This window comes from Helicobacter typhlonius (assembly GCF_001460635.1).
In the GTDB taxonomy this organism is placed as follows: Bacteria; Campylobacterota; Campylobacteria; order Campylobacterales; family Helicobacteraceae; genus Helicobacter_C; species Helicobacter_C typhlonius.
In genome coordinates, this window is the sequence record NZ_LN907858.1 from 1,223,231 (window position 1) to 1,246,114 (window position 22,884).

Below are 22,884 nucleotides of genomic sequence, written 5' to 3' on the forward strand. Positions count from 1 at the left end.
ATAGAGAAAATAAGGTTTTGTTTGATTTCTTTACTATTAAATTGGGGCTTAATTTATATGAATTCTAATGGAATTGTTAAAACCCAGATTCACAAAGCGCAAAGTTCTTTATAGCTTTTTGCACCTGCTTGTTTCAAAATAAATGCTATTTTATAGTGTGCTTAATACCACTCGGTTAATGCTCTCTACTTCGTTGATGATTCTACTAGAATAGTTGTCTTTAGACTCTTTTGTGATTTCTTGCATATTTTTTAAAAACCCATATTCACATTTACAAAGATTTTGTTGATTAATCTTAATTGCTTCTTTGCTCTCATCAATGCCTATAAAGTTTCGCCCAAGCAAAAAAGATTCTCTCAAAAATCCTCCGCTTCCACAAAAGCAATCCATTACTAAGGAATCCACATTAGAGGACATTTGGATTATTCTTTTTAGCATTGCATTGTTTTTCTGTGTAGGATACATAGGGCTTTGCGTGTCTTTAAACTCCCAAATATCTTGAATCTTTTTACCCTTGCAATCTTTTGCATACACCTTTTTTCTAGGCACTCCATTTTTGCTCCACTCAATCAGTCCGGCTTTTTCTAGCTTATCTAACTCGTTTAAAGAGCAACGCCAATGTCTGCCCTCTGGAGGTTTTAAGCCATTCCATTCTTGTCCGCTTTCTCCCTTTTGCGTAACTCCGGGTGCGTGAAGCGGAATCGTAGTATAGTATCCTCTTTCATCTTGCTTTTTAAATCGTTTATGTAAATCATTTTTTGTGATTTCCTCACAAACTTCATTCCAAACATATTGATTGCTTTTTACATAAAATAAGATTCTATCTTTGACATTCCCATAGGCTTTGCGTTTAAAGTTTTTAGGATTACATTTAATGCGCGCAATATCACTAATAAAATGCTCTCTCCCAAAAATCTCATCACAGAGGATTTTGACATAATGTCCCACCTTGTCATCAATGTGTAAATACAAACTCCCCTTTTCGCTCATTAATTCTTTGATTAATATTAAACGATAGTAGAGAAATTCCAAATAAGATTCTAAATTAAATTTATCTTTATAAGCAATTTGTGAATCTAAACTCGCGCTCATCGTGCTTCCTAGTCTAAAGGTATTATTTGTGGCAAAAGGAGGGTCAATATAGACTAAATCAATACTATTTTTAAAGGTTTTCCCCTGATTAAAGCTTTGATTTTGCAAGAGATTTTGCATAGCATTGCAATTATCATCAAAAATAAGCAAATTTTTTTGATTGTAATCCCCTTGCAATTCTCTGCGTAATGGAAGTTTTAGAAAATCTTGCGGAGATTGAAAAGAGCTAAAAAAATCAAACATTACTACACCTGATAGAGAAAGTCTCTTAAGAGGAGAGCAGATAAAACATTATGATTTTGATAAATGCTTGTGAGTGTTTCAAACATTTTGTTTTTACCTTGAATATAACATACTCCATCTAAAATTGCTACTTTGATAATATTTTGCGTTAAAGGGGTGTTAAGCAAACTCATTGCGTCCTCAAGCTGGGCATTTTGATGTCCGCCAAAATCACTTAGAAACTTTGCCTCGCCGATAATCATTTTCCCATTAAATCTTGCGATGAAATCTAAGCCTTTTAAACGAGTATAGCCCAAATGTTCTTTTGCAAATTCTTGCATAGCCAAATCTGAAGCGTTTAAGATAGCATTTTCGTTAGTATTCTTAAATATCTCTAGACTAACAGGCTGGACTCCTAAAATACCACTATTAACCCACCGCTTAAAAAGCGGTCCTATTTGGCGATTCGTTTCTTTTGGTTGTGAGAGATTTTCGTAAATTTTATTTAATCCCATTTCTTTTAATCTCCCACAAATTCTTGCTATCGTTGCGGGATTTCTTTTGATTGCGCTCTTATCACGCCTTAGATATGCGATATAAGAATCCTTGATAGGAAACAAATCAAAATCAAGCAAAGATTCTATTATTTTTTCTTGCTCATTTGCGTTAAAGGCTTTTTCAAATCTATCCCATTTGATAGAATCTATCTCTCTTATATTATCCGGGCTCATAGGATATACTCTAAAAAGCTGGTCTAAATAATTTCTTTGATTCGCTAGTTCTATACTTTGGCTTAGAAAATGGTTCATTTGATAACCCTTTTATAATATTCTAGCCCAAATACAAACTTTTTCATCTCTTGTCTCCAAATCAAAGTAGCCTAACATTATAGCAAAAAAGCCTAATAAATGCCACTTTTTCTAGTGTAACGGTGCAATCTCATCAAGCGCACTTAGGGCGTTTAATCTTCTAGGGTAGCCGATGTAAGGCACAAGTGCGGTGATGACAGAGATGAGTTTGCCTCTATCATTTCCTGCTCTTCTTTTCATTTATTTCCCCACTCTATTTGCTTGTTCGGCTGGGTATCTATCCCCAACGATTACAATTTTATCTAGTTTAGAATCTAGGCTTGCTAGTTCTTGCTTACTCCATTTGATGCCTAAAGCCTGTATATTCTCCTCCAAATGTGCGGCGTTTGTCGTGCCAAAAAGCGGAACAATATAGGGCTTTTTCTCTAAAAGATAAGAGATTGCCACTTGTGCGGGAGTGGCGTTAGAATCCTTAGCGTGTGGATTCTTGCCTTTGCCAAATTCTGCCAAAAGATTGATGATTTGGTAATTTGCCTCCATAGCATTAGGTTGGAATCGCGGGAAAGTCGCGCGATTATCATTGTTTTTATCAAATTTAGAATCCTTATTGAGTTTGCCACTTAAATACCCGCGATTAAGCGGAGAATACGCGACAAAGCCGATTTTTAGCCTCTCTAATGTAGGGAAAATCTCACTTTCAGGGTTGCGCCACATTAGGTGGTATTCACTTTGCACAGCAGTAATCGGGCAGATTCTATGTGCTTCTTCAATGCTTTTTGCGCTTAGCTCACACACGCCAAATCGTGCGACTTTGCCCTCTTTTATTAAGTCTTTCACACAATTTGCTACCTCTTCAATCGGTGTTTTTGGGTCAAAGCGGTGTTGATACAAAAGCGGGATTTGCTCTAAATGTAGTCTTTTTAAGCTTTGCTCCACGACTTCGCGAATGCGTTTGGGTGAGCTATCTAGCACACTTGCGTCCTTGCCAAAGCCAAATTTGGTGGTGATGAAAAGTTTTTTATTATAAGGCTTTAAAAGCTCCCCGACTAAGATTTCATTACTATTTGGTCCATACACTTGCGCGGTATCAAAAAGCGTGATTCCATAGTCTATGGCAGATTCTAAAATCTTTAAGGATTCCTTTTTACTTAGCTTTTTAGAGCGGTGGTAGTTTAGCCCCATACAACCAAAGGCAAGGGCAGAAACGCTAAAAGCATAGCCCCCTTTGCCAAGTATGCGCGTGGGCATTTGGATTTTAGAATTTTTAGAATCTGCACCAAAAAGTGGCAAAGAACCTACGCTTAAAGCAACACTTAGCATTGCAGAGGTTTTGAGAAAATCTCGCCGAGAGTGTAAAGCTGGGTTTGTTAAATGTTTTTTCACTTTTTATCCTTTTGTTAATTTGATAACGGTGCAATCTCATCAAGCGCACTTAGGGCGTTTAAGCTTCTAGGGTAGCCGATGTAAGGCACAAGTGCGGTGATGACAGAGATGAGCTTGCCTCTATCATTTCCTACTCTTATATTTCCTGCGATATGCGCCCTCACTTGAGAATCTGCCCCGCCCATTGAGAGAATATATACAAGGGTTAAAAGCTCCCTAAACTTCAGAGGAAGCCCACCGCGCGTGTAATAATCCCCAAAGCAATTCGCACTTAAAAAGGTGCGGATATGTTGATAATCCTTTGGTGCTGCGGCATTGCCTTTGTCAATCGCCTCACCAAAAAGTGCGCGTTGGGTTTCTAGCCCTTTTTCTCTCCTTTGAGCGTATTCTACCCTGCCTTGAGATTCCAAAGGAAGCGCAATTCCTTGTTGTGCAAAGATTTCATTGGTGGCATTAATAAAATCTAGCACTTTCCCCATACCCACATAAGGCGTAGCTTGATAGAGAATCTCCTTAATTGCCACAGGTTCAACGCCATTTTTCAAAGCCGCATTGAGAATTGCCTTAAACTCACTCAAAGCAGGAATAGCTACAAGAGAGGCAAGAGTAATCATCAAGCCTTCTTTTAGCTCAAGCTTAGATTCTGTGGGGACTTCATCAAAGGCAAAATTCACATAATTACTAAAAAACTCGGGGTCGCTTTTGCTTAGTGGCACATCGGTGCTGCCAAAAAGCTTTTCAAAGGTTTGCTTGGCTTTTGGGGTTAGATTAGTTTTCATTGTGTCTCCTTGAATGTGTTGTGTTTGCGTGTTTGAAGTCTTAGAATCGCACGCACTTAAGGCAAATCCGCTAAGGCTTACTAGACTTGCAACTGCGCCAAACTTTGCAGAGGTTTTGAGAAACTCCCTGCGTTCTAATGATTGTTTATGTGGATATTCCCGCATTGCTCCTCCTTTACAAATTTTTGTCATAAAATGCTTTTAGCTCCCCTAGTGCCTCTTCAACCGCTTCTTTTTTGTAGTAAGTTTGGATATGCGTTGCATTTTTAAGCTTATGGTATTTTTTATCCTTACTCCCTGCCTTTTTATACGCTGCCTCACTCATATACGCAGTATCCGCCTTATCACCCACAAGCATTAATAAAGGCTGATGGATAAGTTCTATTTGATTGAGTGTATCAAAGCGCATTAAATCAAGCAGTGAGCTTGTCGTATAGGCAAAGCTTGAGTTTGGGTGCGCGTGGGTGTCGCCATAATATATCATTCCCTCCCTATATAAATCTGTGGGGATTTTGGCAAGTTCATCCTCGCTTAGCTTTTTAGGCGCACTACCTGTGTAGCTTACTTTGCCCTCTACAATCTCTTTTGTCCTTGCCTCACTTGCGCTTTTTAATCTCTCTTGAATGCTAGATTTTTCACTACCCAAAAAGCCCTCTCTGCGCACAAGTCCGCTATTAAATAGACTTAAGGTCGCCACTGCTTTTAGCCTTTTATCACTTTTTGCGCTATTTAGTGTATAGCCACCACCTCCACAAATGCCTAAGATTCCTATGCGATTGGAATCCACACCTTGCACTTTTAGCAGATAATCCACCGCCGCAGAAATATCCTCTGTGCGATTTTGCGGAGTATCTACATTACGAGGCTTTCCCTCACTTGCACCTTGATACGCCGCATCAAAGGCTAGGGTGATATAGCCAGATTCTGCTAACTTTTGCGCATATAGCCCTGCAACTTGCTCTTTCACACCTCCATTGGGGTGGGCTACGATAATTGCAGGAATCTTTGCTTTGGGATTAAAATCACTTGGCAGATAAAGATTTGCAGCGATTTTTAGCCCTCTACTTGCATAAGTTACGCTTTTGATATTGACTTTACCTTTTTCGTTTTTAGCGATTGCGCCCTCATAGACTAAACCAAAGGGATTCTTCGCCACATTTGCTTTTGCTTCCTCGCTAGGGTTTGCGATATTTGTTTGCATTGTGCCTCCTTGTGCGTAAGTAAAATTTAGTATCACCAAAACAAATAAAATAGATTTTAACACTCTCATTTTCTCTCCATTATTTAAAGCTATCTTTATGAATCTCAATCAGAAATTTCGCTGTTTGTGGGTCTTGGTGGTTTAAAAATAGGCTTGTTTTACTATCCATTGCTGCGATACTCTGCATATCTTGCTCACTTAGGACAAAGTCAAACACGCTAATGTTTTCAATCATGCGCTCTTTTCTTGTCGTCTTTGGAATTGCGATAATCCCTCTTTGAATCTGCCAACGCAAAATGACTTGCGCTATACTTTTATTGTATTTTTTGCCAATCTCGCTTAATGTGGGGTTGCTAAACATATTATTCTTGCCCTCGCCAAAAGGTGCCCAAGATTCCATAGCGACATTATATTCTTGCAAGACTTTTTGCGCCTCAAACTGCGCGTGGAGCGGGTTGCATTCTATTTGATTGAGTGCAGGTTTGATTTCGTTATTCAAACAAAAATCCGCGATTCTATCGGGATAAAAATTACTCACACCAATAGCTTTGAATCTCCCCTCTTTATAGAATCTGCTTAATGCTCTCCACGCACCATAAGTGTCGTTAAAGGGCTGATGAAGCAACATTAAATCCACATAATCTAAGCCTAGTTTGCGCAAAGATTCCTCACACGCTTTTAACGCCTTTTGCTCGGGGTAGTTGTTAATCCAAAGCTTTGTCGTGATGAAAAGTTCCTCGCGCTTTAGCCCGCCATTGAGGGCTGTTTTTATCGCCGAGCCCACACCTTCTTCGTTAAAATACGCTTGTGCGGTATCAATGCTCCTATATCCCACGCTGATTGCGTCCTCTACGCACCTTTGTGTTTCTCTTGGGTCAATTTGAAAAACTCCATAGCCTAGAATTGGCATTTTCACGCCATTATTTAAAGTTATAAATTCCATATTTACTCCTTGTGGTAGTGATATTGGGGCTTTCTCGCCCGCGCTTGTATTTTCTATGCCTTGTGGATTCCCTTTAGAATCCTCGCTACACGCACTCAAAACTAGTCCTCCAAAACTTGCTAAACTTGCCACTGCGCCAAATTTTGCGGAAGTTTTCAAAAACTCCCTGCGCTCTAGTGATTCTTTATTTTTTCGCATTGCACCTCCTTTATTGAAAAGATAAAATGACATTATAAAGCCTAACACTTAGTGTTTGTCAAGGGAATTTTAGGGAAAATTTAGAAAACTCTGCTTCATTTTGTTGTGCTATAATTTTTGAATGATTTTAATTACTCCTTGAAATTATATTTTGTATCAACAAGGATTTATAATGGCTACTAAAAAGAATGAAATGAAAGAAATCCTAAGTGATAATAAATGGCATTGTGCTGTCTGTGATTTAGTAAGTCAAGTCAGCACGCTGCAATCATTAGAGACCTTGCAGAAGAGGGGTGTGAATTTGATAATGCTTTAGATAATGCAACAAGGACATATAAGTATGGAGTGGAAATGTGGTGTAAAAAATGCAAAAGAAAAACCACACATAGAAGACTAAAACCTTAAGGACAGATATGACAACCCATGTTTTTATTGTAAATGCTATAACTTTTAAATATCACTTGGAATATATGTTCGTTGGTACGGGTATGAAAGATTCTGTTATCGATTTTAATAATAGTCCAACAACGCAGCTTGCGCCACAAACAGAGAATACTATTTTGGGTATGGTTGCAGATTTTTCAAGGGTTCAAATTGGAGATTTAATTATTTTTTATTTGCAACAAAATTTTCGATTTGGCATTGGGGAGGGAAAGTTTTTTGGTGTATTTAAAGTAAAGAACAAATTTTTCTTTGATAATAATGATGAGCAACAGTATCTTAAGCAAGAACTTAACAAATCCCTTACTTTTAGATGTTTGATTGAACCTGAAAAAGTTTATAGCAAGGGTGTTACAGAATGGGAAGCATTAGATGAGATTAAAACAATACAATCCCCCAATCAAATGTTGTGGAGTCTCATTTATCGGAAACTAAAGGGCAATCGCGGCAACACAATGATTACTATTTATGAAAGCGAAAGGCTTATTGCACTAATTAGAGATAAAAATTTAAAGCAAAATATCAATGGAATTCATTTTAGTTTTGATTTAAAAAATCAAGAAATTGTCTCTATTTCCACTCATCATATTTACAAGGGCAGACAAGAGAAATTAAATATTTTACCGAGATTAATTTATAAATATTCAAGAAATAATCAATTCGAGGCACATTTACAAGCCTACATTTTACAATCTATTTATGAAACTAAATTATTTGGAATTTTGGAAAATCAGCCGATTGAATGGTTGGGTAATGAAGTTAGCTGTGGCGTTGGAATGCAACGCATTGATATTATGCTATCTCTTGCTGAAAATCCAAGAAAAATTATTCCCATAGAATTAAAATCTAGATGTGTTTATGCTGAAATTTTAAGACAAATTCAACGATATATTGATTGGTTGGAACAATATTATATTCCAAATCGTCCATCAGATATTCAACCGATGATAATTTGTAGAGAAACTGCCAATAAAGATTCTGCTTGTTATCAAGACTTTTATCAACAAGCACAAATGTTCAATGAGAAAAATAATATTTTACCCCTAATGTATATAGAATTTAAAATTCAAAATTGTTCCATAACATTTAATCGGATATTTTAATGAACTACATTGGCTCCAAATTTAAACTCTCTCACTTTTTGCAAACAAGCATAGAATCTACACTGCAAAAAGCTAGTGCAAAGCCTTTAAAGGATTCTATCTTTTGTGATATGTTTGCAGGGAGCGCGGCAGTGGGGAGGCTCTTTAAAACACAAGTCAAGCAAATTATTAGCAATGATAGGGAGTATTATAGCTTTGTTTTGGCGCAAAATTATATCGGCAATCATCAAAAATTAACGCGTGTTAAAGAGTTGCTCGGTATTCTTAATGACACAACTCAAACGCCACCAAAAAAGGGTAAAATCTATACCCATTATGCGCTTGGCTCTGGGAGTGGGAGGCAGTATTTTAGCGATGAAAATGCACAAAAAATTGATGCTGTGCGTTCTAAGATTGCGCAATGGAAAAAAGAAAAGTTAATTGAGGACAAGGAATATTACTTTCTCCTTGCCTCCCTTTTAGAATCCGCCGACAAGGTTGCAAACACTGCTTCAGTGTATGGAGCGTTTTTAAAGCACCTTAAGAAAAGTGCGCTCAAAGGTTTTATTCTAAATCCTGCAGAGTTTGAATGCAATGAAAATGAACATTTGGTATTTAATGAGGACACAAATACACTTATTACTAAGATAGAGGGCGATATTCTTTACCTTGACCCGCCTTATAATGCGCGAGAGTATGGCGCGAATTATCATCTTTTAAACACGATTGCCTTGTATGATGACTTTATCCCAAAGGGCAAAACAGGATTAAGAGAATATGCAAAATCGCCTTGGTGCAAAAAAGCAAAAGTCGCGAGCGAGCTAGAAAACCTCATCAAAAATGCGCATTTTGAGTGGATTTTTCTAAGCTATAATGATGAGGGATTGCTTGGTTTAGAGCAAATTCAAGCTATTTTTGAAAAATATGGCAAATACTCTTTTGCCACACAAAAACACCAGCGCTTCAAAGCGGATTCTAAACGAATCCAAAAGCAAGATTGCACTTTGGAATATTTGCATATTTTGAGGAAGTAAAATTAACTTTTAGATTTATCTTTTATCCGCTAAACCTACTTCCTTGCCTTGCCCTCTGCCTCCTTGATATAGCCCCCATATTCTGTATCGCTTAAAAGCTCTAGCCAAGTAACATTCTTGCCATTTTTCTCGTGCGTAAGGGCGATATGCACGCCCTTTTCTTTCAAGCCTGCTCCGTGCCAATGCTCTACATCAGGCGGACAAAGCACCACATCACCAACCTTTGCGATTTGTGTAATACCTGCTTTTGTGCCCGTATAAATCGTGCCTTGTGTAACAATCAGCGTCTGTCCTGCGGGGTGAGTATGCCACGCTGTCCTAGCCTTTGGGCTAAAGGTAACCTCCCCACCCCCATAAGGGCGATAATCTCCGCTTTTAAAAAGTGTTTTGATACTCACTTCACCGCTAAAGATTTTAGAATCTCCTTTAAATCCTCCAAGACTGCCACTTTTAACCACTTCTTGTGTTTTTTGCATTTTTGCCTCCTTTGTATAAGCGATATTCACGCAACCTAAAGCTGTAACCAAAGCAATAGCAATGAGTTTTTGCATTTTTTCTCCTTATGATTTTAAAATACATTTGACATTATAAAGCCTGATACTTGGTGTTTGTCAAGGGTTTGGAGCAGAAAATTATTTTAAGATTCTATATTTTTTATCAAAGCTTGGATATGGGTTTGATACCATTTGCTACCCCAAGTTCGCCATTATCAAGGAGCTGTTGGATTTGGGCAAAAGCTCGTTGTAGTTTGAAGATTTTAAGCTAAGACAGAAATAATAAGATGACTGATTTCTTGTTGTTTTTGCTTGATTTGTTCATCAATAAAATTTTGATTATCAATTTGAGCTTTGATTTTTTGTGCTATGGCTTGTTGTTGCTCCAAAGAAATATTAAGAATATCAAAATTAGATATTTCATTTGCATATAACTCAACTTGATTGGTAGTGCCTGTATAGTCTCTCTCAATTTGATATGCCCCTAAAATACTACGCAAGAAATAAACAAGAAAAAGTGGATTATATAGTTTTTCATTAATTGTTACAATGCTGATATGTGCATCAGCTAGCACTTCTTTCTCTTCGTCCTCCCATATATCTATTTTGCCTATGGAAACCTTCCCTGTAGAGGCGATGACAATATCATTTTTGTTAATTTTTGCATTTTGTTTTTGGGAGAAAAATTTTTTATTTACAAATTCACAGCATTCTAAGTCAATAACACTATTCTTTAATTGCGCAGTTTTAACTACTGCAATTTCACCATTCTCATCATATTGTGGGTTTATGCCTCTCCTAATTTCTTTTGCAAGAATATCTTTAATTTTTATGGTATTTTGTGCGTGTAGGATATTTTCACATTGCTGACTTAATGGATTATGAAATCTACAAGAAAATCTTAAATTTAAACTTTTATCAATATCTGAAAATTTAATTGCATATATTTGGACAAGCCTTATATTTGAGTTTTGTGTATTTGCACTCATTCCTTTGCCAAATGCTCTCCATAGATTTTCATCATAATTAAACTCTTCTGCAAAAGCTTCATTAATAATTTCTAAATGAAGCTTTTTACTCTTTTTGAGTTTTTGGATTTCTTGCTCTATAAATTCTATGTTTGAAACAAGCATATTTTCTTGTCGCAAGATAGAATCTACAAGCGTTTTAGGAAACTTAATATTTTTTAAATCATCTGCTTTTAAGGTGGGGTAACCTTTGCCTTGTCGTGAAACTGCATTGATTAAATCAAAAAATACACTTCTTATGCAATAATAAAAAAGTTTGGGATTAATTTTTGGTTTGATTTGTATCATTGCCTTTGTGAAATATAATTCATCATCTGTGATTAACACATTTTTGTTTAAATATGGTCTTACTGAAGAGAGGAGAATACTATTGATTTGTGGTTTAAAAATATCGCCTCTTTCAATTTTTGCAAAGTAGCTTTCATTTTCTTCGTTTTTATTGTCAAAACAAAGATGAACAGGATAAACTTCTCCTTCTTTATTGATGTTGCTAATTTCAGCATATTTTAGTTCTTCTATTTCACTAAGATTGACATTATTTACAGCGGGAATACAAAATAAATCTTTATAACCATAATATTCTTGTTTTTGTGAAGCAAAAAATTTAATAAACGAAACATCAAATCTCAATGATTTTTCTTGTGCAATCTCACTTAATTTGACTTTATTTACTAATCCCATTGAATTTGCTTCCTTATGGAATCCAAAATTTTAATTTCTACATTTTTACGCAATAAAATATCATTACTCACCCATTGTTTCATAATGCCATTTTTAAAGTAATGGATTAAGGTTTCATCCGTTCTATCAAAAAATTCTTCTTTGATTTTATTATTCTCATAATAAGTTTCTAGTATATTTAATGCCTTTTCTTTTTGCTGCTCTAAATCTAATAATCTCTCCTGTAAAGATTGTAACTCTTCTTGTAGTCTTAAACATTTCTTTTCTTTAATATTGGAGGTTTTAGCTTCATTTGTAGATTTTAGTTTATCTATTTCTTGTTTAATATTTGCAAGGATTTCTTTATGTTTTTCAATCAATGGATTAAAATATTTTAAAATAGATTCTTGATTTAGAGTATTTGGAGCATACTCTAAATCAAACAAATCATTGCTCGTAACTTTTTCACTTTTTATACCGCGTTTATAGCCTATATTTTGGGCTTCGCTCATAAAGATTTCATAATCTTGTTCTTTTGCCACTTCTCCAAAAACCCACCAAGCATTGCAAAATCCGAAAACCTCACTTATATCTTTATCAATAGAGCAAATCTCTTTTAATTCGTCTTGATAGCTTTCTATAATTTCTTTTACAGAAGTGTTACAATCTAAAGAGATTTTTAACATTCTTTGTAAAATTTTTACTTCATCTTGAAATTTTAAACCTTTAAGGCTTGGCATTTTACTTCGCTCTTTATTATGCAAATAAACTTCTAAGAGGTTACTTACTCTCGTTTTTAGCATATTCCATTCATTCACATACTTGTCCCATATTTGATTCCAAGTTTTAATTTCATCTCGTGTTTTCTTTTGCATAAAAAGCAGAGAGGTTTTTGTAGAAGTGTATGGCTCAAAAGTAATTTGTGGCAAGCTTACTACTGCTTTGACTTTAAAATATTTGAAGATAAAAAGGCGGATATATTTATTTTCTGTTGTATCAAAAACAGATTCTGGCAACACTACCCCTATGCGTCCATTTTCTTTTAAAAGTTGATACCATCGCTCTATAAAAAGATTTTCCGAATTTTTCTTTGTAGAAAATAAAAAACTTCTAGGTAAAAGCCTTTTTGTTTCATTATCAAGTTCCACACTAAAAGGAGGATTAGAAATAATACAATCAAAATTGCCATTAACTTCTCTTGCTTGAGTATCTTTATATAAAGTATCCTCAAAGGAGACATTTAAATGATTGGGGGCGGTATCTTTTGTATAGAATCTAAAGGGCAATAAGCCATCTTTGACAAAAATATTACTAGAGCCATCACCGTGTAATATCATATTTACTTTTGATGCTGTGCCTAAATCAAAATTAATCTCCGCTCCATAAAGATATTCTTTTGCCCATTTATTTTCTTTTCTATCAGGCACAAAGAGCTCTTCAAACCTATCTTGCGTTTGATGATTATTGTTAAGTTTGTCAAATTGCTTATATTTTAGTTCTTTGGTAATAATTTTCATCACTTCAATAAGGTAAGTTGCACTCCCTGAACTCGGGTCTATGATATAAGGCAATTCTCTTGTGTTATTTAGTTTATCAATAGCAAGATTATCAAGATTTAGAGCATAAATAATAAATTGTACTATTGGAGTTGGAGTAAAGAATTGCCCCTTTGTTTGTTTGAAACCATCTCTAGTAATGCTCTCAAAGAAATCCCCCATAATATCTTTGCCATTCAGGGAATTTCTACCCTCGTAAAAAGAATAACCCTCAAGCTTAGAAATACAATAGAGTAACTTATTAAGAGGAAATTTTTCTTCATTGATGATATGTGCTTTAGCAAGCTTGTTTTTATCTGTAATATTTAACTTTTCTTTCAAGGCTCGGCGATAAAGTGCATTAATACGCTCATAAAGATTGTTTGGATTTTCTGAATTTTTCCCAATTGAATAGATTTGAAAATCATATTCTTGCCCATTATTTTTTTCTGTTTCATCTTGAATCTTTGCTAAAATAATATTTACAAGAGAGTAAAAGATTTCACTATCTGTTGTCCCACCTCCACCCCAAAGGACATTATGTAAATTTTTGGCTAAAGATTCTAATTCTTTTTTACTTATTTTACTTTTTAAATCATATTTAGAATCTCCCTTGATAAAAGGTTGCTTTTTGGGCTCTCCATAACCTGCTGGAATTTCATTTGCACTACTTACAAATCCTCCATTTTCCCAATCTTCATAATTTGGATATTTTTCATAATCAATAAAAATCAAATTATCTAGTATAATATTATTGTTTTCTTGTATGGTGTAATAAACAAGATATTTTGGCTTTGTTTTCTCTAATTTTGCAAGTTTATAAAGTTGCCCTTCTATATAAACTTTATCGCTCTCAAATTTATCTGGAGCTTTTAATTCTATGAATAAATAAGGTTTATTTTCTCTATCTCTCAAAATAATATCAATTCTTGGTTTATTTACTTTTGGTCTGCCGACTGAATATTCTTTTTCAATTTCAATAAATTCTGGTAAATAATTAAGTTCATTAATCAGCCTATCTACTAAGAAAGCTCTTACAATCTCTTCATCACCTGTAATTTTGCTAATATTTCTATGAAGTTTGATTTTTTCATCATAGGCAATACTTCTATCTTTTATATTTAATGCTACAAATTTTTGTTTTCTTAAATTTAATTTTTGCTCTATCGATTCCTGCCACTTCACTATTTTGCCTTATAATATATCTTTGGAGGATTAAATTATATAATAAATTTAATTAATGTAGCCCTCCTAATAAGACTCATTGTTGTCCTAAATCAAATTACCCTTAACCAAATAGATTTGCATTGATTTTCGTGCCACCTAACTAATGCGCAGCTTTAAACCTACGCAATTTATCTTTACTCCCTGCTAGGATATTTTTCTATCGTGAGGATAAAATCTTGCTTTTGGGCTTTCAGGTGCGCGATAAAAGATTCTTTTTCTGCCTTTACTACGCCTAGCTTAACCAAGCCCTTGTATGGGGGCTGCTTGGCATAAAAGATTCCGACATTACCCCAAGGGGCGAAATAGAAAAAATCGCCGCTTTGTGGGTCATATTCTCCGCGCTCTTGTGGGCTTAGGCTTTTATCAAGCTTAGCAATCTTTTCCTTGCCTACATAATCACTAAAGCTTAGGCGTAAAGGCAAGAGTGCGTAGAAATCCCTTGCAGCCGCATTATTTTCTAAAGTCAAAACAAAGCTTTTCCCTTGAAATTGCATTTGTATTTGCATTTGCTCCTCCAATTCCCCCCTTAAGTCTTTGCCTAAAGCGCATTGCGTTAGCAGCGCAAACAACAAACAAAGAAATGTATATTTGCGCATATTGTTCCTTTGCGTCCTACTTCAAATTCGCACTAAAAAATGTAGCAATTTTATCAAAGGGAATCTTTTGCTCATTGTCATACAAATCCGTGTGATTGGCATCTTTGATAAGCAATAATTCTTTATTTTTGCCCTTAAGCTTTTTATACGCGTCAGTGCTAAAATATTTGCTATGTGCCTTATCCCCGTGAATGATTAAAACCGCACTTGGTATCTCATCACTATATGCCAAAATAGGCGCATTGATAAAGCCTAAAGACGAAGTGAGATTCCAATTCCCATTGGAGTTAATAGAGCGTGCGTGGAATCCACGAGGTGTTTTGTAATAGTCAAAATAATCTTTGATAAATTGTGGCTCATCGCCTCTAAGCTTTTGAGGCAATCCATCGGCTTTGGCGTAAGTGCCGCTTTTGAAATCCTTTGTGCGCTGTGCATTGAGACTTTCTTTAAGCTTATAGCGTGCCTTTGCGTCCATTGAATCATTATAGCCATTGGCATTCACGCGACTCATATCATACATTGTAGAAGCCACGACTGCCTTAATGCGCGTATCCATTGCAGCGGCATTGAGTGCAAATCCGCCAAATCCGCAAATGCCCAAAATGCCGATTTTGTTAGAATCCACATTCGCATAATTGCTTAGAAAATCTACCGCTACACTAAAATCCTCTGTATTTATATCGGGTGAGGCGACATTTCTAGGTTTGCCTCCGCTCTCTCCTGTATAGGAAGGGTCAAAGGCAAGAGTGATAAAGCCCTTTTGCGCTAAAGTTTGCGCATAGAATCCACTTGCTTGCTCTTTGACTGCGCCAAAAGGACCACTGATTGCGATTGCAGGGAGCTTTTGTGCTTTGCCTAGATTCTTAGATAGATACAAATCCCCCGCGAGTGTGATTCCATAACGATTCGTGAATTTTACCTTTTGGACTTTGACTTCATTGCTTTTTGCAAACACCTTATCCCATTTCTCTTGAGCCATTGCTCCACCTCCTATAAAAAATATTAGCATTATAAAAATGCGTGTGAAAGTTTGTGTGAATGTTGTGTGTGTCATTTGTTCTCCTTGTGATTTTAAAATACATTTGACATTATAAAGCCTGACACTTGGTGTTTGTCAAGGGGTGGGAGAAAAAAAATGATAATTTTATGTTAGAATACATTTAACTAGAGGCAATGAGAATAGAAAATTTTCAACTTACTGGTGAGAGTTATGTCCAATAAAACCTTATTATACCTTTTATTAGTATGGTGTTGTTTTATATTTAATGCTTGTGCAGCTACTGCTTACTACTCAACGGAATCAGATCTACAATTTGCATTCAATCGGCAAGAACCTCTCACTTTCTCTTTAGATTAATCTCCAACGATTGAGGATAAGAAATTTGGGTTATTGTTGAGAGAATTAATGGTTGAAAGTGGATTTAATATTGCTGGCTTTAATATAAAAGAACAACAAACTCCCTGTTCTGTGAATTTTCCATAAAAACTTCTTCCTCTAAATACACAGGAAGCTATACAACATATCGCACAAATACTACATATATACCAAATCTCAGCAAGACAATTACCACCCTAACCCCTGTTACGAATGTTTATACAACTATATATTATAAAAAAATATAAACATAGGTATTTCTTGTTTAAATAATAAAGGAGAAAGCACTCAAGTATGGTTTGGATTTGTAGATGCTGATACTGCATATTATGACAAATACAAAAGAAGATTATTAAAAAGCCTTATTGAATTGATAGGTAAAGACTTTAAAGGAGAGTTAGAAATTAAGGATTCTCAAACCTCTTTGTTACTTATTTCAGATCTACAAATGACTTTTTTCAAATGATAATTTTGGTATATTAATGTAGAGATTTTGATTTCTAAACCAACCAGAGACTAGTATTGAAAAAGGAGAGAAAATGAGCCTAGATTTATTCACAACACCCACATTTGAAGGTATAAGCCCTGCTTTCTACATGCTCTTTTTTGTGGCTTCTATTGTAGGCGGGCTTGTAGGCTCACTCTCTGGTGGAGCAGGAATGATAACGATGCCCTTGCTCCTTGTGAGTGGATTAAACCCTCTCCAAGCCTTAGCAACGAATAAACTTCAAGCTTGTGTCGGCTCATTTACGAGTGCAGTGCATTATTATCATCAAGGCTTAGTTGATATGAAAGAATCCCGCGCAGTGATGATAGTCGCAATGCTCTTTGGAGCGTTGGGCGCGATTTTGGTGCAATTTGTAGAAGTCGCCTTGCTTTCCAAAATCTTGCCTTTTGTGATGATAGCAGTGGGTGCATATTTTTTGCTTTCTCCAAACATTAGCGAGGAGGATAGAGCGCAAAATCCTCATAAAATCTTTTTGTTTGCTTCTATGGCAGGGGCGAGCTTATATGGAGGGCTTTTGGGCATTGGGATTGGCTCTTTTGTCTTAGCCTTGCTTGTGAGTATTGGCGGATATGGGCTTAGCAAGGCTTTAGCACATTCGCGTTGGGTAGTTTTTAGTATCAATATCGCCTCTACTTTGTTTTTTGTGCTTGGAGGCAATGTGCTATGGGTTTTGGGCAGCATTATGTGTGTGGGACAAATCATTGGAGCGACTTTGGGAGCGCGCCTTGCAATAAAGCACGGAGCAAAGATTATCCGCCCGATTGTCATCTGTGTATGCTTCGCCCTCTCTGTGCAACTGCTTGTTAGGGAGTTTTTTAGATAATCTAAAATTCTATTTTTCGTGTAACCTGTGAAGCCTTAAGGTAGATTTGCGTTTAAGATTTTTCTATCAAAGCCTTTTAAGTCTCTTTCTTCTTGCCTCTTAATGTCTAGCAAAAGAAATTTGAAGCCTACATCTCATCTCTTGCCTCAAAAACTCTTTTGGCAATAAACATCGCTTAAGCATTTTTGGAAATCCTGTGTAAGGAATGCGCTGCATAAAACTCTCAATAATCTTTTCTTCTGGAATCCCCATATTTAAAGCCGCATTAATATGCACTGCAAGCTGTGCTTCGCAGCCTCCTGCTGTGAGCAAACTAGAGAATGTAATGAGTTCGCACTCTTGCAAATTGAGCTCACCTCGCGTATAAATATCGCCAAAGGCAAATTCAATGATAATTTTTCCTAAATCTAGCGCGATTGCACTAAGTGAATCTATAACTTTCTGCCCCACTTCTCCATCAATCTTTTGAAGCTGCTCTAAGCCCTTTTCAAATTGTGTTTGCATTTGTTCTCCTTGATTAGATTCCTGCGCTAAAGCTACGCCAAGTTGGAATCTTGCTTCACATTTTACCCCAAAAGCGGTGTATAAGCCCCAAGTGTCGCCACTCCTGCGAGTTGTGCTGAAGTCTTTAAAAAATCTCTACGATTTGTCTGTTTCTACTTATAGATTCTGTAATTATAAAGCCTGATAGTTGGTATTTGTCAAGGGCGTTTTGGATTTTTCTATGTAAAGATTTTAGCACCACGAAATATGTAAGATTCTGAATCTAGCCTTTGAGAACATACCTTGGAAGCTAAAAATATTGTTAAGAAATCTTATTGATTTTAGAATCTTGCCCTACTTATTGAGTTGTTGTAGATTTTTAGCATAGCAAATAATCTCCGGACGATATTCAAAGTGCATCGTATCATAATGCCACCACCGCCCACCCCATATGAATCCCTCTTCCTCAAACGCACGGACAATCTCTAGGGGGATTTGATTCTCATACTGATATTCATTGCGTTCTTTTTTATCCCATAGCCAATATTTAGAAAATTGCGTATTTATATCAAGTGCAATGCCAAAGCTGTGAGGGCTTAAGTTAGGAGAATCCGCAATCGTGCGCCAATAAAACGCATCTTGGTCGCTCAAAAATTGATAATATGCCTGTTGAATGTTGCTTAACCTTTGTATGACTCGCTCAAAAGCCTTATCTACACCATTTGCACTTGTTACCACTATGAAACTTTCATTGAAATATTCTTTAAACCAAGGCACTTGCACCAAATGTTCTTTTACTTCTTCCTCGTTCTCGCCATAAATGGCTTTGTAGAATCCTAAATGTCGTATGCGTGATGTATCCTCGTTGCGATTGGTAACATTACCGCTAAATGGGTAGGGGTAAGTGAAAGCATCATTCATATCGGGGGATAAAATCATCTCATCATAATCTTTACGCTTACCATCATCCCACACAAAGCTGTTGCCATTTTTAAGCAAAACTTGATTATCGCTAATGCTTACCACCTGCGGATAGTATCGCTTCACACATTCCTGCGCGATTATATCCATTACCTCATCAGCCCATAAAAGCGCACGGGATACACACAAACACACTATAATCTTTTTCATCTCTTTGCCTTATTTTAATGAAAAATTATAGCGCGTTTTGGCTAGATTCAAAAAATCGTTAGAATTTATCCTCTGCTTTAGGTTTATAGAATTTTTGCAACCAGTCGTCCAATGGCGCGATTGTGCGATAAATTGCGGGCACAATAAGCAAACTCAAAAACATTGAAAACAGCAATCCGCCAATAATACAAATTCCCATAGGCGATTTCATACCCGCTCCAGAGCCTGTAGAAATAGCTAGGGGTATCATACCAAAAACCATAGCAATTGTTGTCATAAGAATAGGACGCAAACGCGATTCTCCAGCTAAGATAAGAGCCTCATCAGTGCTATATCCTTCTTTGCGCTTTTCGTTTGCTACATCAATAAGCAAAGTAGCATTCTTACCTACTAATCCCATTAGAATCATAAGTCCCATAAGCGAAAACATACTAAAAGGCTGCTGCACAACAAAAAGTGCGATAAATGCTCCAGCAAAACTAAAAGGCAAAGTCATCATAATTACAACAGGTTGCAAGAAACTCTCATAAAGCGCGGCAAGGATAAGATAAATCAACACAATCGCCGTTAAAACCGCTACAAGAAAGGCTATCATCATTTCTTGTGCATTTTCAGCTTCACCTTGTAGCCTAAAAGTAGCGCCCGGCTCAAGCCATTCATTTGATTTTTGCGCAGTGATATTCATCATATCACCCAAAGAAATACCAGAATTTTTTACAGGATACGCATATACCGTAACGCTCCGTTGTCTATCAAAACGAGAAATCACCGAAGGAGCAGAGGTATGTTCTATTTCTACAAGCCCCTCTACAAACATCAAATCACCATTTCGATTTTTCACCTGCAATTTTTTAATATCATTGAGCGAGATTCTATCATTATCAGGTGCTCGGATAGTAATGTCGTATTCCTTACCCCTATCTTTATAATACCCGACAATCGCCTCACCAGAAAATGCTCCACGCACGACATTACCAATATCTTGCGCATTCACGCCATATCTATCGGCATTCGCACGAAGCACCCTCAAACGATACTCGGGCAAATCATCTGATGTATTAAGGTGGATATTAGTAACCTTGCCTGCCAATGTTGGATCAGTTTTTAAAAGATTGATGAGATTATCCTTTGTTTTTTTCAGTGTCTCACCATCGGGTGCAAGAATTGCCACTTGATAAGGAGAATTATCTCCTCCACCAAAATCTGATACTTCAGATGTAGAAATCACAAATTCTTTCCCCACTTCACTTGCTTTAAGCTGTTCTCCTATATCAGCCATAATCTTAAATTGTGATTCTTTATTTGCGCGCTCTTTTTTTGGCTTCAACCTCGCATAAATCTGTGCCTTAAAAATCGTTTTTTGCGCGTCATAGCCTATTTGCAAAGTCGTAAAGTCAATATCACTATGTGCCATTACTATGTTTTGCAGTTCATTTGTTTTTTCTTTCATAGCATTCATACTCGTGCCCGGCTTAGTCTCCATAAACACCTGAAACTCGCTTTTATCATCTGGAATAATAAACTCCATACCAAGCTTTGCCAAAAGCGTGAGTGAGAGAAAAAATATACCCACAATACCCACAATCACCTTGACTCTATTGCGCAATACAAAGGCTAGAGTTTTGACATAATACGCATCAAGTCTCTTAAAAAAAGGCTCTGTGCGATAATAGAATTTAGAGTGTTTAGGATTCACAACGATAGACGAAACCATTGGAATGATTGTAATCACAACGATATACGAGATACCAATCGCAGCAGCCACGGTTATACCAAAGCTTTGGAAGAATCTCCCCACGATTCCGCTCATACTTCCCACAGGGATAAATACTGATAAAAGCATTGCTGAAATAGCAATGAGTGCAAAACCGATTTCGCGCACACCCTCATAAGCCGCCTCACGCTTACGCATTCCGTGTTCAAGTTTCTTATGGATATTCTCAATTACCACAATCGCATCATCAATGATAATCCCAATCGCAAGAGCTACTGCAAGAAGAGTAAGCATATTTAAAGAGAATCCAAAAAAATTCATTAATGCAAAAGTCCCAAAAATAGAAATAGGAATACTAATGGCTGATACGAGCGTAATAGTCGCACTTCGTAAGAAGATAAAAACCACAGATACAGCCAAAAATACGCCAAGAAGCACATCAAATTCCACTGAAGAAATGGCTGCACGCACATTTTGTGTTGTATCTTTAAAGACTTTAATATCATACTCTGGGCTTATAGATTCTATTTGTGGCAGCACCTTCATCACCGCATCGGCAATGGAAATATCATTAGCGCCTGCGATTTTTTGCACTTCAAAAATCACACCGGGCGTTTTGTTAAAGGACGCAAAAGTCTTATCTTCTTCAATGCCATCTTCAATCGTAGCAATATCAGCTAATCTAATTCCCTCCGCAATACGAATATTTCCTATATCACTTACATCAGCACTTTGAGCATCGGTTGTTATAGCCCATTCACTCAATGTCCCAATGAGTTTCCCGCCATCAACTTCTAGATTCTCTAACCCTACTTTATTAGAAATATCTGTATAAGTTATACCATATTTATTAAGCATACTAGGGCTTACAAAGATTCTAATCTGTCGCTCTCTATGCCCTCTCATCTCAACGCCACCAACACCAGAGATTTTTTGCAACAATGGTTTTATATTATCTTTAGCGTGTCTCATCATTTCAGATGAAGGGACTTTATCACTTGTGAGAAATAAAGAGATAATAGGAGCGGAAGAGCTATCAAATTTATAAACTGCTGGACTTTTCACGCCAGAATCAAGCTGCACCGTGCCCACTTTATCTCGCACATCATTGACTGCATCACTTAGAGGCTTTTCAAGCTCAAATTGCACAATTACAACACTTGAATTACGTGCTGAACTTGAAGTTACTTTTTTGAGCCCATCAATACCCATAATAGCTTCTTCAATCTTATCTGTTACTTTTGTCTCTACAATCTCCGCACTTGCACCCGGATAAGCTGTGATAACTACTGCCACAGGAAAATCAATATCAGGAAAAAGTGAAGTTGGCATTTTAAATACGCCTAAGAATCCAAAAAATAAGATTGCAAAGGCGAACATTAAAGTTGAAATTGGACGAGTAATGGCAAATTTATACATTATTTTGTCCTTATATAACCATCACCAAATGTGCCTACAATTACGCCTTTTACAGGTGCTTCAGCCTTTACTTTACGCGTAGAAGTGCTAGCAGTTGGATAAATTTTACTAATCTTAGTGGTAAAACTATCCTTTTTGCCATCAATGCGGAATTCAAAAGTATCGCCTACTTTTACTTTATCAATGTATTTAAAGTCAAATTCTAGCACGAGTTTCACTTCTTTGCTGATGATTCTAAAAAGATTCGTGTTGTTTGCATTCACACCATCACCTAACTCTATGTCCTTAGAAGCAATAATTCCATCAAATGGTGCGCGCAGCTGCGTCTTACTCAACATAGCCTTTTGGTAACTATAATCAGCCTCAAGCTTTTTAAACTCCGATAGATACCTATCAATCGTATTTCTATCCACTGCCCCACCAGAGCGTTTGTAACGCTCATATTGCTTTTTGGCAAAGAGATATTGCTGCTCTGTGGAGCGCATTTGAGATTCTATATCTTGATTAAAAAGCGTGAGGAGCAAATCCCCGCTTTTTACTTCTGAATCTACATCAACAAAGATATTTGTTACAATCCCACTCGTAGCAAGACTCAAATTTGAATCCTTAATCGCCTCCGCGTTAAAAATCGCATATACATCTTCCGCCCATAAACAGCTCCACAAAAGCATACTTGCAAGTATTATTTTTTTCATCTTTTCTCCCTT

Annotated in this window: 19 protein-coding genes and 2 pseudogenes; 4 read left to right on the forward strand and 17 right to left on the reverse strand. The window is 36.5% G+C overall.

The annotated features are described in order from the left end of the window. Positions 1-150: 150 nt before the first annotated feature. The 7 genes and pseudogenes from BN2458_RS06110 to BN2458_RS06135 all read right to left on the reverse strand — a co-directional run bounded on the left by BN2458_RS06110 (position 151) and on the right by BN2458_RS06135 (position 6,627). Entirely contained in the window at positions 151-1,335 is a 1,185-nt protein-coding gene (locus BN2458_RS06110) for a site-specific DNA-methyltransferase (protein WP_064504564.1), read from the reverse strand. Positions 1,336-1,337: 2 nt separating this feature from the next. Continuing rightward, positions 1,338-2,123 carry a restriction endonuclease gene (locus BN2458_RS06115; protein ID WP_034342253.1) on the reverse strand — a complete coding sequence of 262 codons (786 nt, stop codon included), beginning with the start codon at positions 2,121-2,123 and terminating at the stop codon, positions 1,338-1,340. A gap of 111 nt (positions 2,124-2,234) precedes the next feature. Continuing rightward, positions 2,235-2,348: pseudogene (locus BN2458_RS09945) on the reverse strand (carboxymuconolactone decarboxylase family protein); the annotation flags it as partial. A gap of 15 nt (positions 2,349-2,363) precedes the next feature. Continuing rightward, positions 2,364-3,506 carry an aldo/keto reductase gene (locus BN2458_RS06120; protein WP_034342255.1) on the reverse strand — a complete coding sequence of 381 codons (1,143 nt, stop codon included), beginning with the start codon at positions 3,504-3,506 and terminating at the stop codon, positions 2,364-2,366. 14 nt (positions 3,507-3,520) lie between these two features. Continuing rightward, a complete protein-coding gene (locus BN2458_RS06125) occupies positions 3,521-4,450 on the reverse strand; it encodes a carboxymuconolactone decarboxylase family protein (RefSeq protein WP_081951360.1) in 930 nt (309 codons plus the stop codon). A gap of 10 nt (positions 4,451-4,460) precedes the next feature. After that, on the reverse strand, positions 4,461-5,486 hold the full coding sequence (locus BN2458_RS06130) for an alpha/beta hydrolase (RefSeq protein ID WP_052082092.1): 1,026 nt from the start codon (positions 5,484-5,486) through the stop codon (positions 4,461-4,463). 79 nt (positions 5,487-5,565) lie between these two features. Further along, complete coding sequence (locus BN2458_RS06135; protein ID WP_231944741.1) at positions 5,566-6,627, reverse strand: aldo/keto reductase; 1,062 nt, start codon at positions 6,625-6,627, stop codon at positions 5,566-5,568. Positions 6,628-6,799: 172 nt separating this feature from the next. On the opposite strand from BN2458_RS06135, the gene BN2458_RS09950 reads away from it, so the two are divergent. The 3 genes from BN2458_RS09950 (at position 6,800) to BN2458_RS06145 (ending at position 9,184) form a co-directional block, all read left to right on the forward strand. Then, the gene (locus tag BN2458_RS09950; RefSeq protein ID WP_156407284.1) at positions 6,800-6,943 is read left to right on the forward strand and encodes a hypothetical protein; all 144 of its coding nucleotides are present in this window, start codon (positions 6,800-6,802) and stop codon (positions 6,941-6,943) included. Between the two features lie 97 nt (positions 6,944-7,040). Further along, positions 7,041-8,171, forward strand: a complete 1,131-nt coding sequence (locus tag BN2458_RS06140; protein WP_034343626.1) for a PDDEXK family nuclease — start codon at positions 7,041-7,043, stop codon at positions 8,169-8,171. Continuing rightward, positions 8,171-9,184, forward strand: coding sequence for a DNA adenine methylase (locus BN2458_RS06145; protein WP_034343624.1), 1,014 nt, complete (start codon positions 8,171-8,173; stop codon positions 9,182-9,184). The genes BN2458_RS06140 and BN2458_RS06145 overlap by 1 nt, the downstream gene beginning before the upstream one ends. Before the next feature lie 35 nt (positions 9,185-9,219). Here the strand turns inward: BN2458_RS06145 and BN2458_RS06150 are convergent, their stop codons facing one another. From BN2458_RS06150 to BN2458_RS06170, 5 genes are all read right to left on the reverse strand, one after another. After that, the gene (locus BN2458_RS06150; protein WP_081951503.1) at positions 9,220-9,735 is read right to left on the reverse strand and encodes a cupin domain-containing protein; all 516 of its coding nucleotides are present in this window, start codon (positions 9,733-9,735) and stop codon (positions 9,220-9,222) included. A gap of 206 nt (positions 9,736-9,941) precedes the next feature. Beyond that, positions 9,942-11,387, reverse strand: coding sequence for a restriction endonuclease subunit S domain-containing protein (locus tag BN2458_RS06155; protein WP_052082197.1), 1,446 nt, complete (start codon positions 11,385-11,387; stop codon positions 9,942-9,944). Beyond that, the gene (locus BN2458_RS06160; RefSeq protein ID WP_034343622.1) at positions 11,378-14,086 is read right to left on the reverse strand and encodes a restriction endonuclease subunit M; all 2,709 of its coding nucleotides are present in this window, start codon (positions 14,084-14,086) and stop codon (positions 11,378-11,380) included. The genes BN2458_RS06155 and BN2458_RS06160 overlap by 10 nt, the downstream gene beginning before the upstream one ends. A 176-nt stretch (positions 14,087-14,262) precedes the next feature. Continuing rightward, positions 14,263-14,724: a cyclophilin-like fold protein gene (locus BN2458_RS06165; RefSeq protein ID WP_161594510.1), complete on the reverse strand. Its 462-nt coding sequence runs from the start codon at positions 14,722-14,724 to the stop codon at positions 14,263-14,265. A gap of 16 nt (positions 14,725-14,740) precedes the next feature. Beyond that, positions 14,741-15,733, reverse strand: a complete 993-nt coding sequence (locus tag BN2458_RS06170) for an alpha/beta hydrolase (RefSeq protein ID WP_052082204.1) — start codon at positions 15,731-15,733, stop codon at positions 14,741-14,743. Positions 15,734-16,638: 905 nt separating this feature from the next. Here BN2458_RS06170 and BN2458_RS06175 point away from each other — a divergent pair. Beyond that, positions 16,639-17,430, forward strand: a complete 792-nt coding sequence (locus BN2458_RS06175) for a TSUP family transporter (RefSeq protein ID WP_052082196.1) — start codon at positions 16,639-16,641, stop codon at positions 17,428-17,430. Between the two features lie 99 nt (positions 17,431-17,529). On the opposite strand, the gene BN2458_RS06180 is transcribed toward BN2458_RS06175, so the two are convergent. From BN2458_RS06180 to BN2458_RS06195, 5 genes and pseudogenes are all read right to left on the reverse strand, one after another. Further along, positions 17,530-17,934 carry a carboxymuconolactone decarboxylase family protein gene (locus BN2458_RS06180; protein ID WP_081951502.1) on the reverse strand — a complete coding sequence of 135 codons (405 nt, stop codon included), beginning with the start codon at positions 17,932-17,934 and terminating at the stop codon, positions 17,530-17,532. Positions 17,935-17,996: 62 nt separating this feature from the next. Next, positions 17,997-18,074: pseudogene (locus BN2458_RS10730) on the reverse strand (twin-arginine translocation signal domain-containing protein); the annotation flags it as partial. A gap of 193 nt (positions 18,075-18,267) precedes the next feature. Further along, positions 18,268-19,044 (reverse strand): M15 family metallopeptidase, encoded by a 777-nt coding sequence (locus BN2458_RS06185; protein WP_173644080.1) that lies wholly within the window; start codon positions 19,042-19,044, stop codon positions 18,268-18,270. A 58-nt stretch (positions 19,045-19,102) separates the two neighbouring features. Further along, the gene (locus BN2458_RS06190; protein WP_034343619.1) at positions 19,103-22,177 is read right to left on the reverse strand and encodes an efflux RND transporter permease subunit; all 3,075 of its coding nucleotides are present in this window, start codon (positions 22,175-22,177) and stop codon (positions 19,103-19,105) included. Next, complete coding sequence (locus tag BN2458_RS06195; RefSeq protein ID WP_034326428.1) at positions 22,177-22,872, reverse strand: efflux RND transporter periplasmic adaptor subunit; 696 nt, start codon at positions 22,870-22,872, stop codon at positions 22,177-22,179. The genes BN2458_RS06190 and BN2458_RS06195 overlap by 1 nt, the downstream gene beginning before the upstream one ends. Positions 22,873-22,884: the final 12 nt, after the last annotated feature.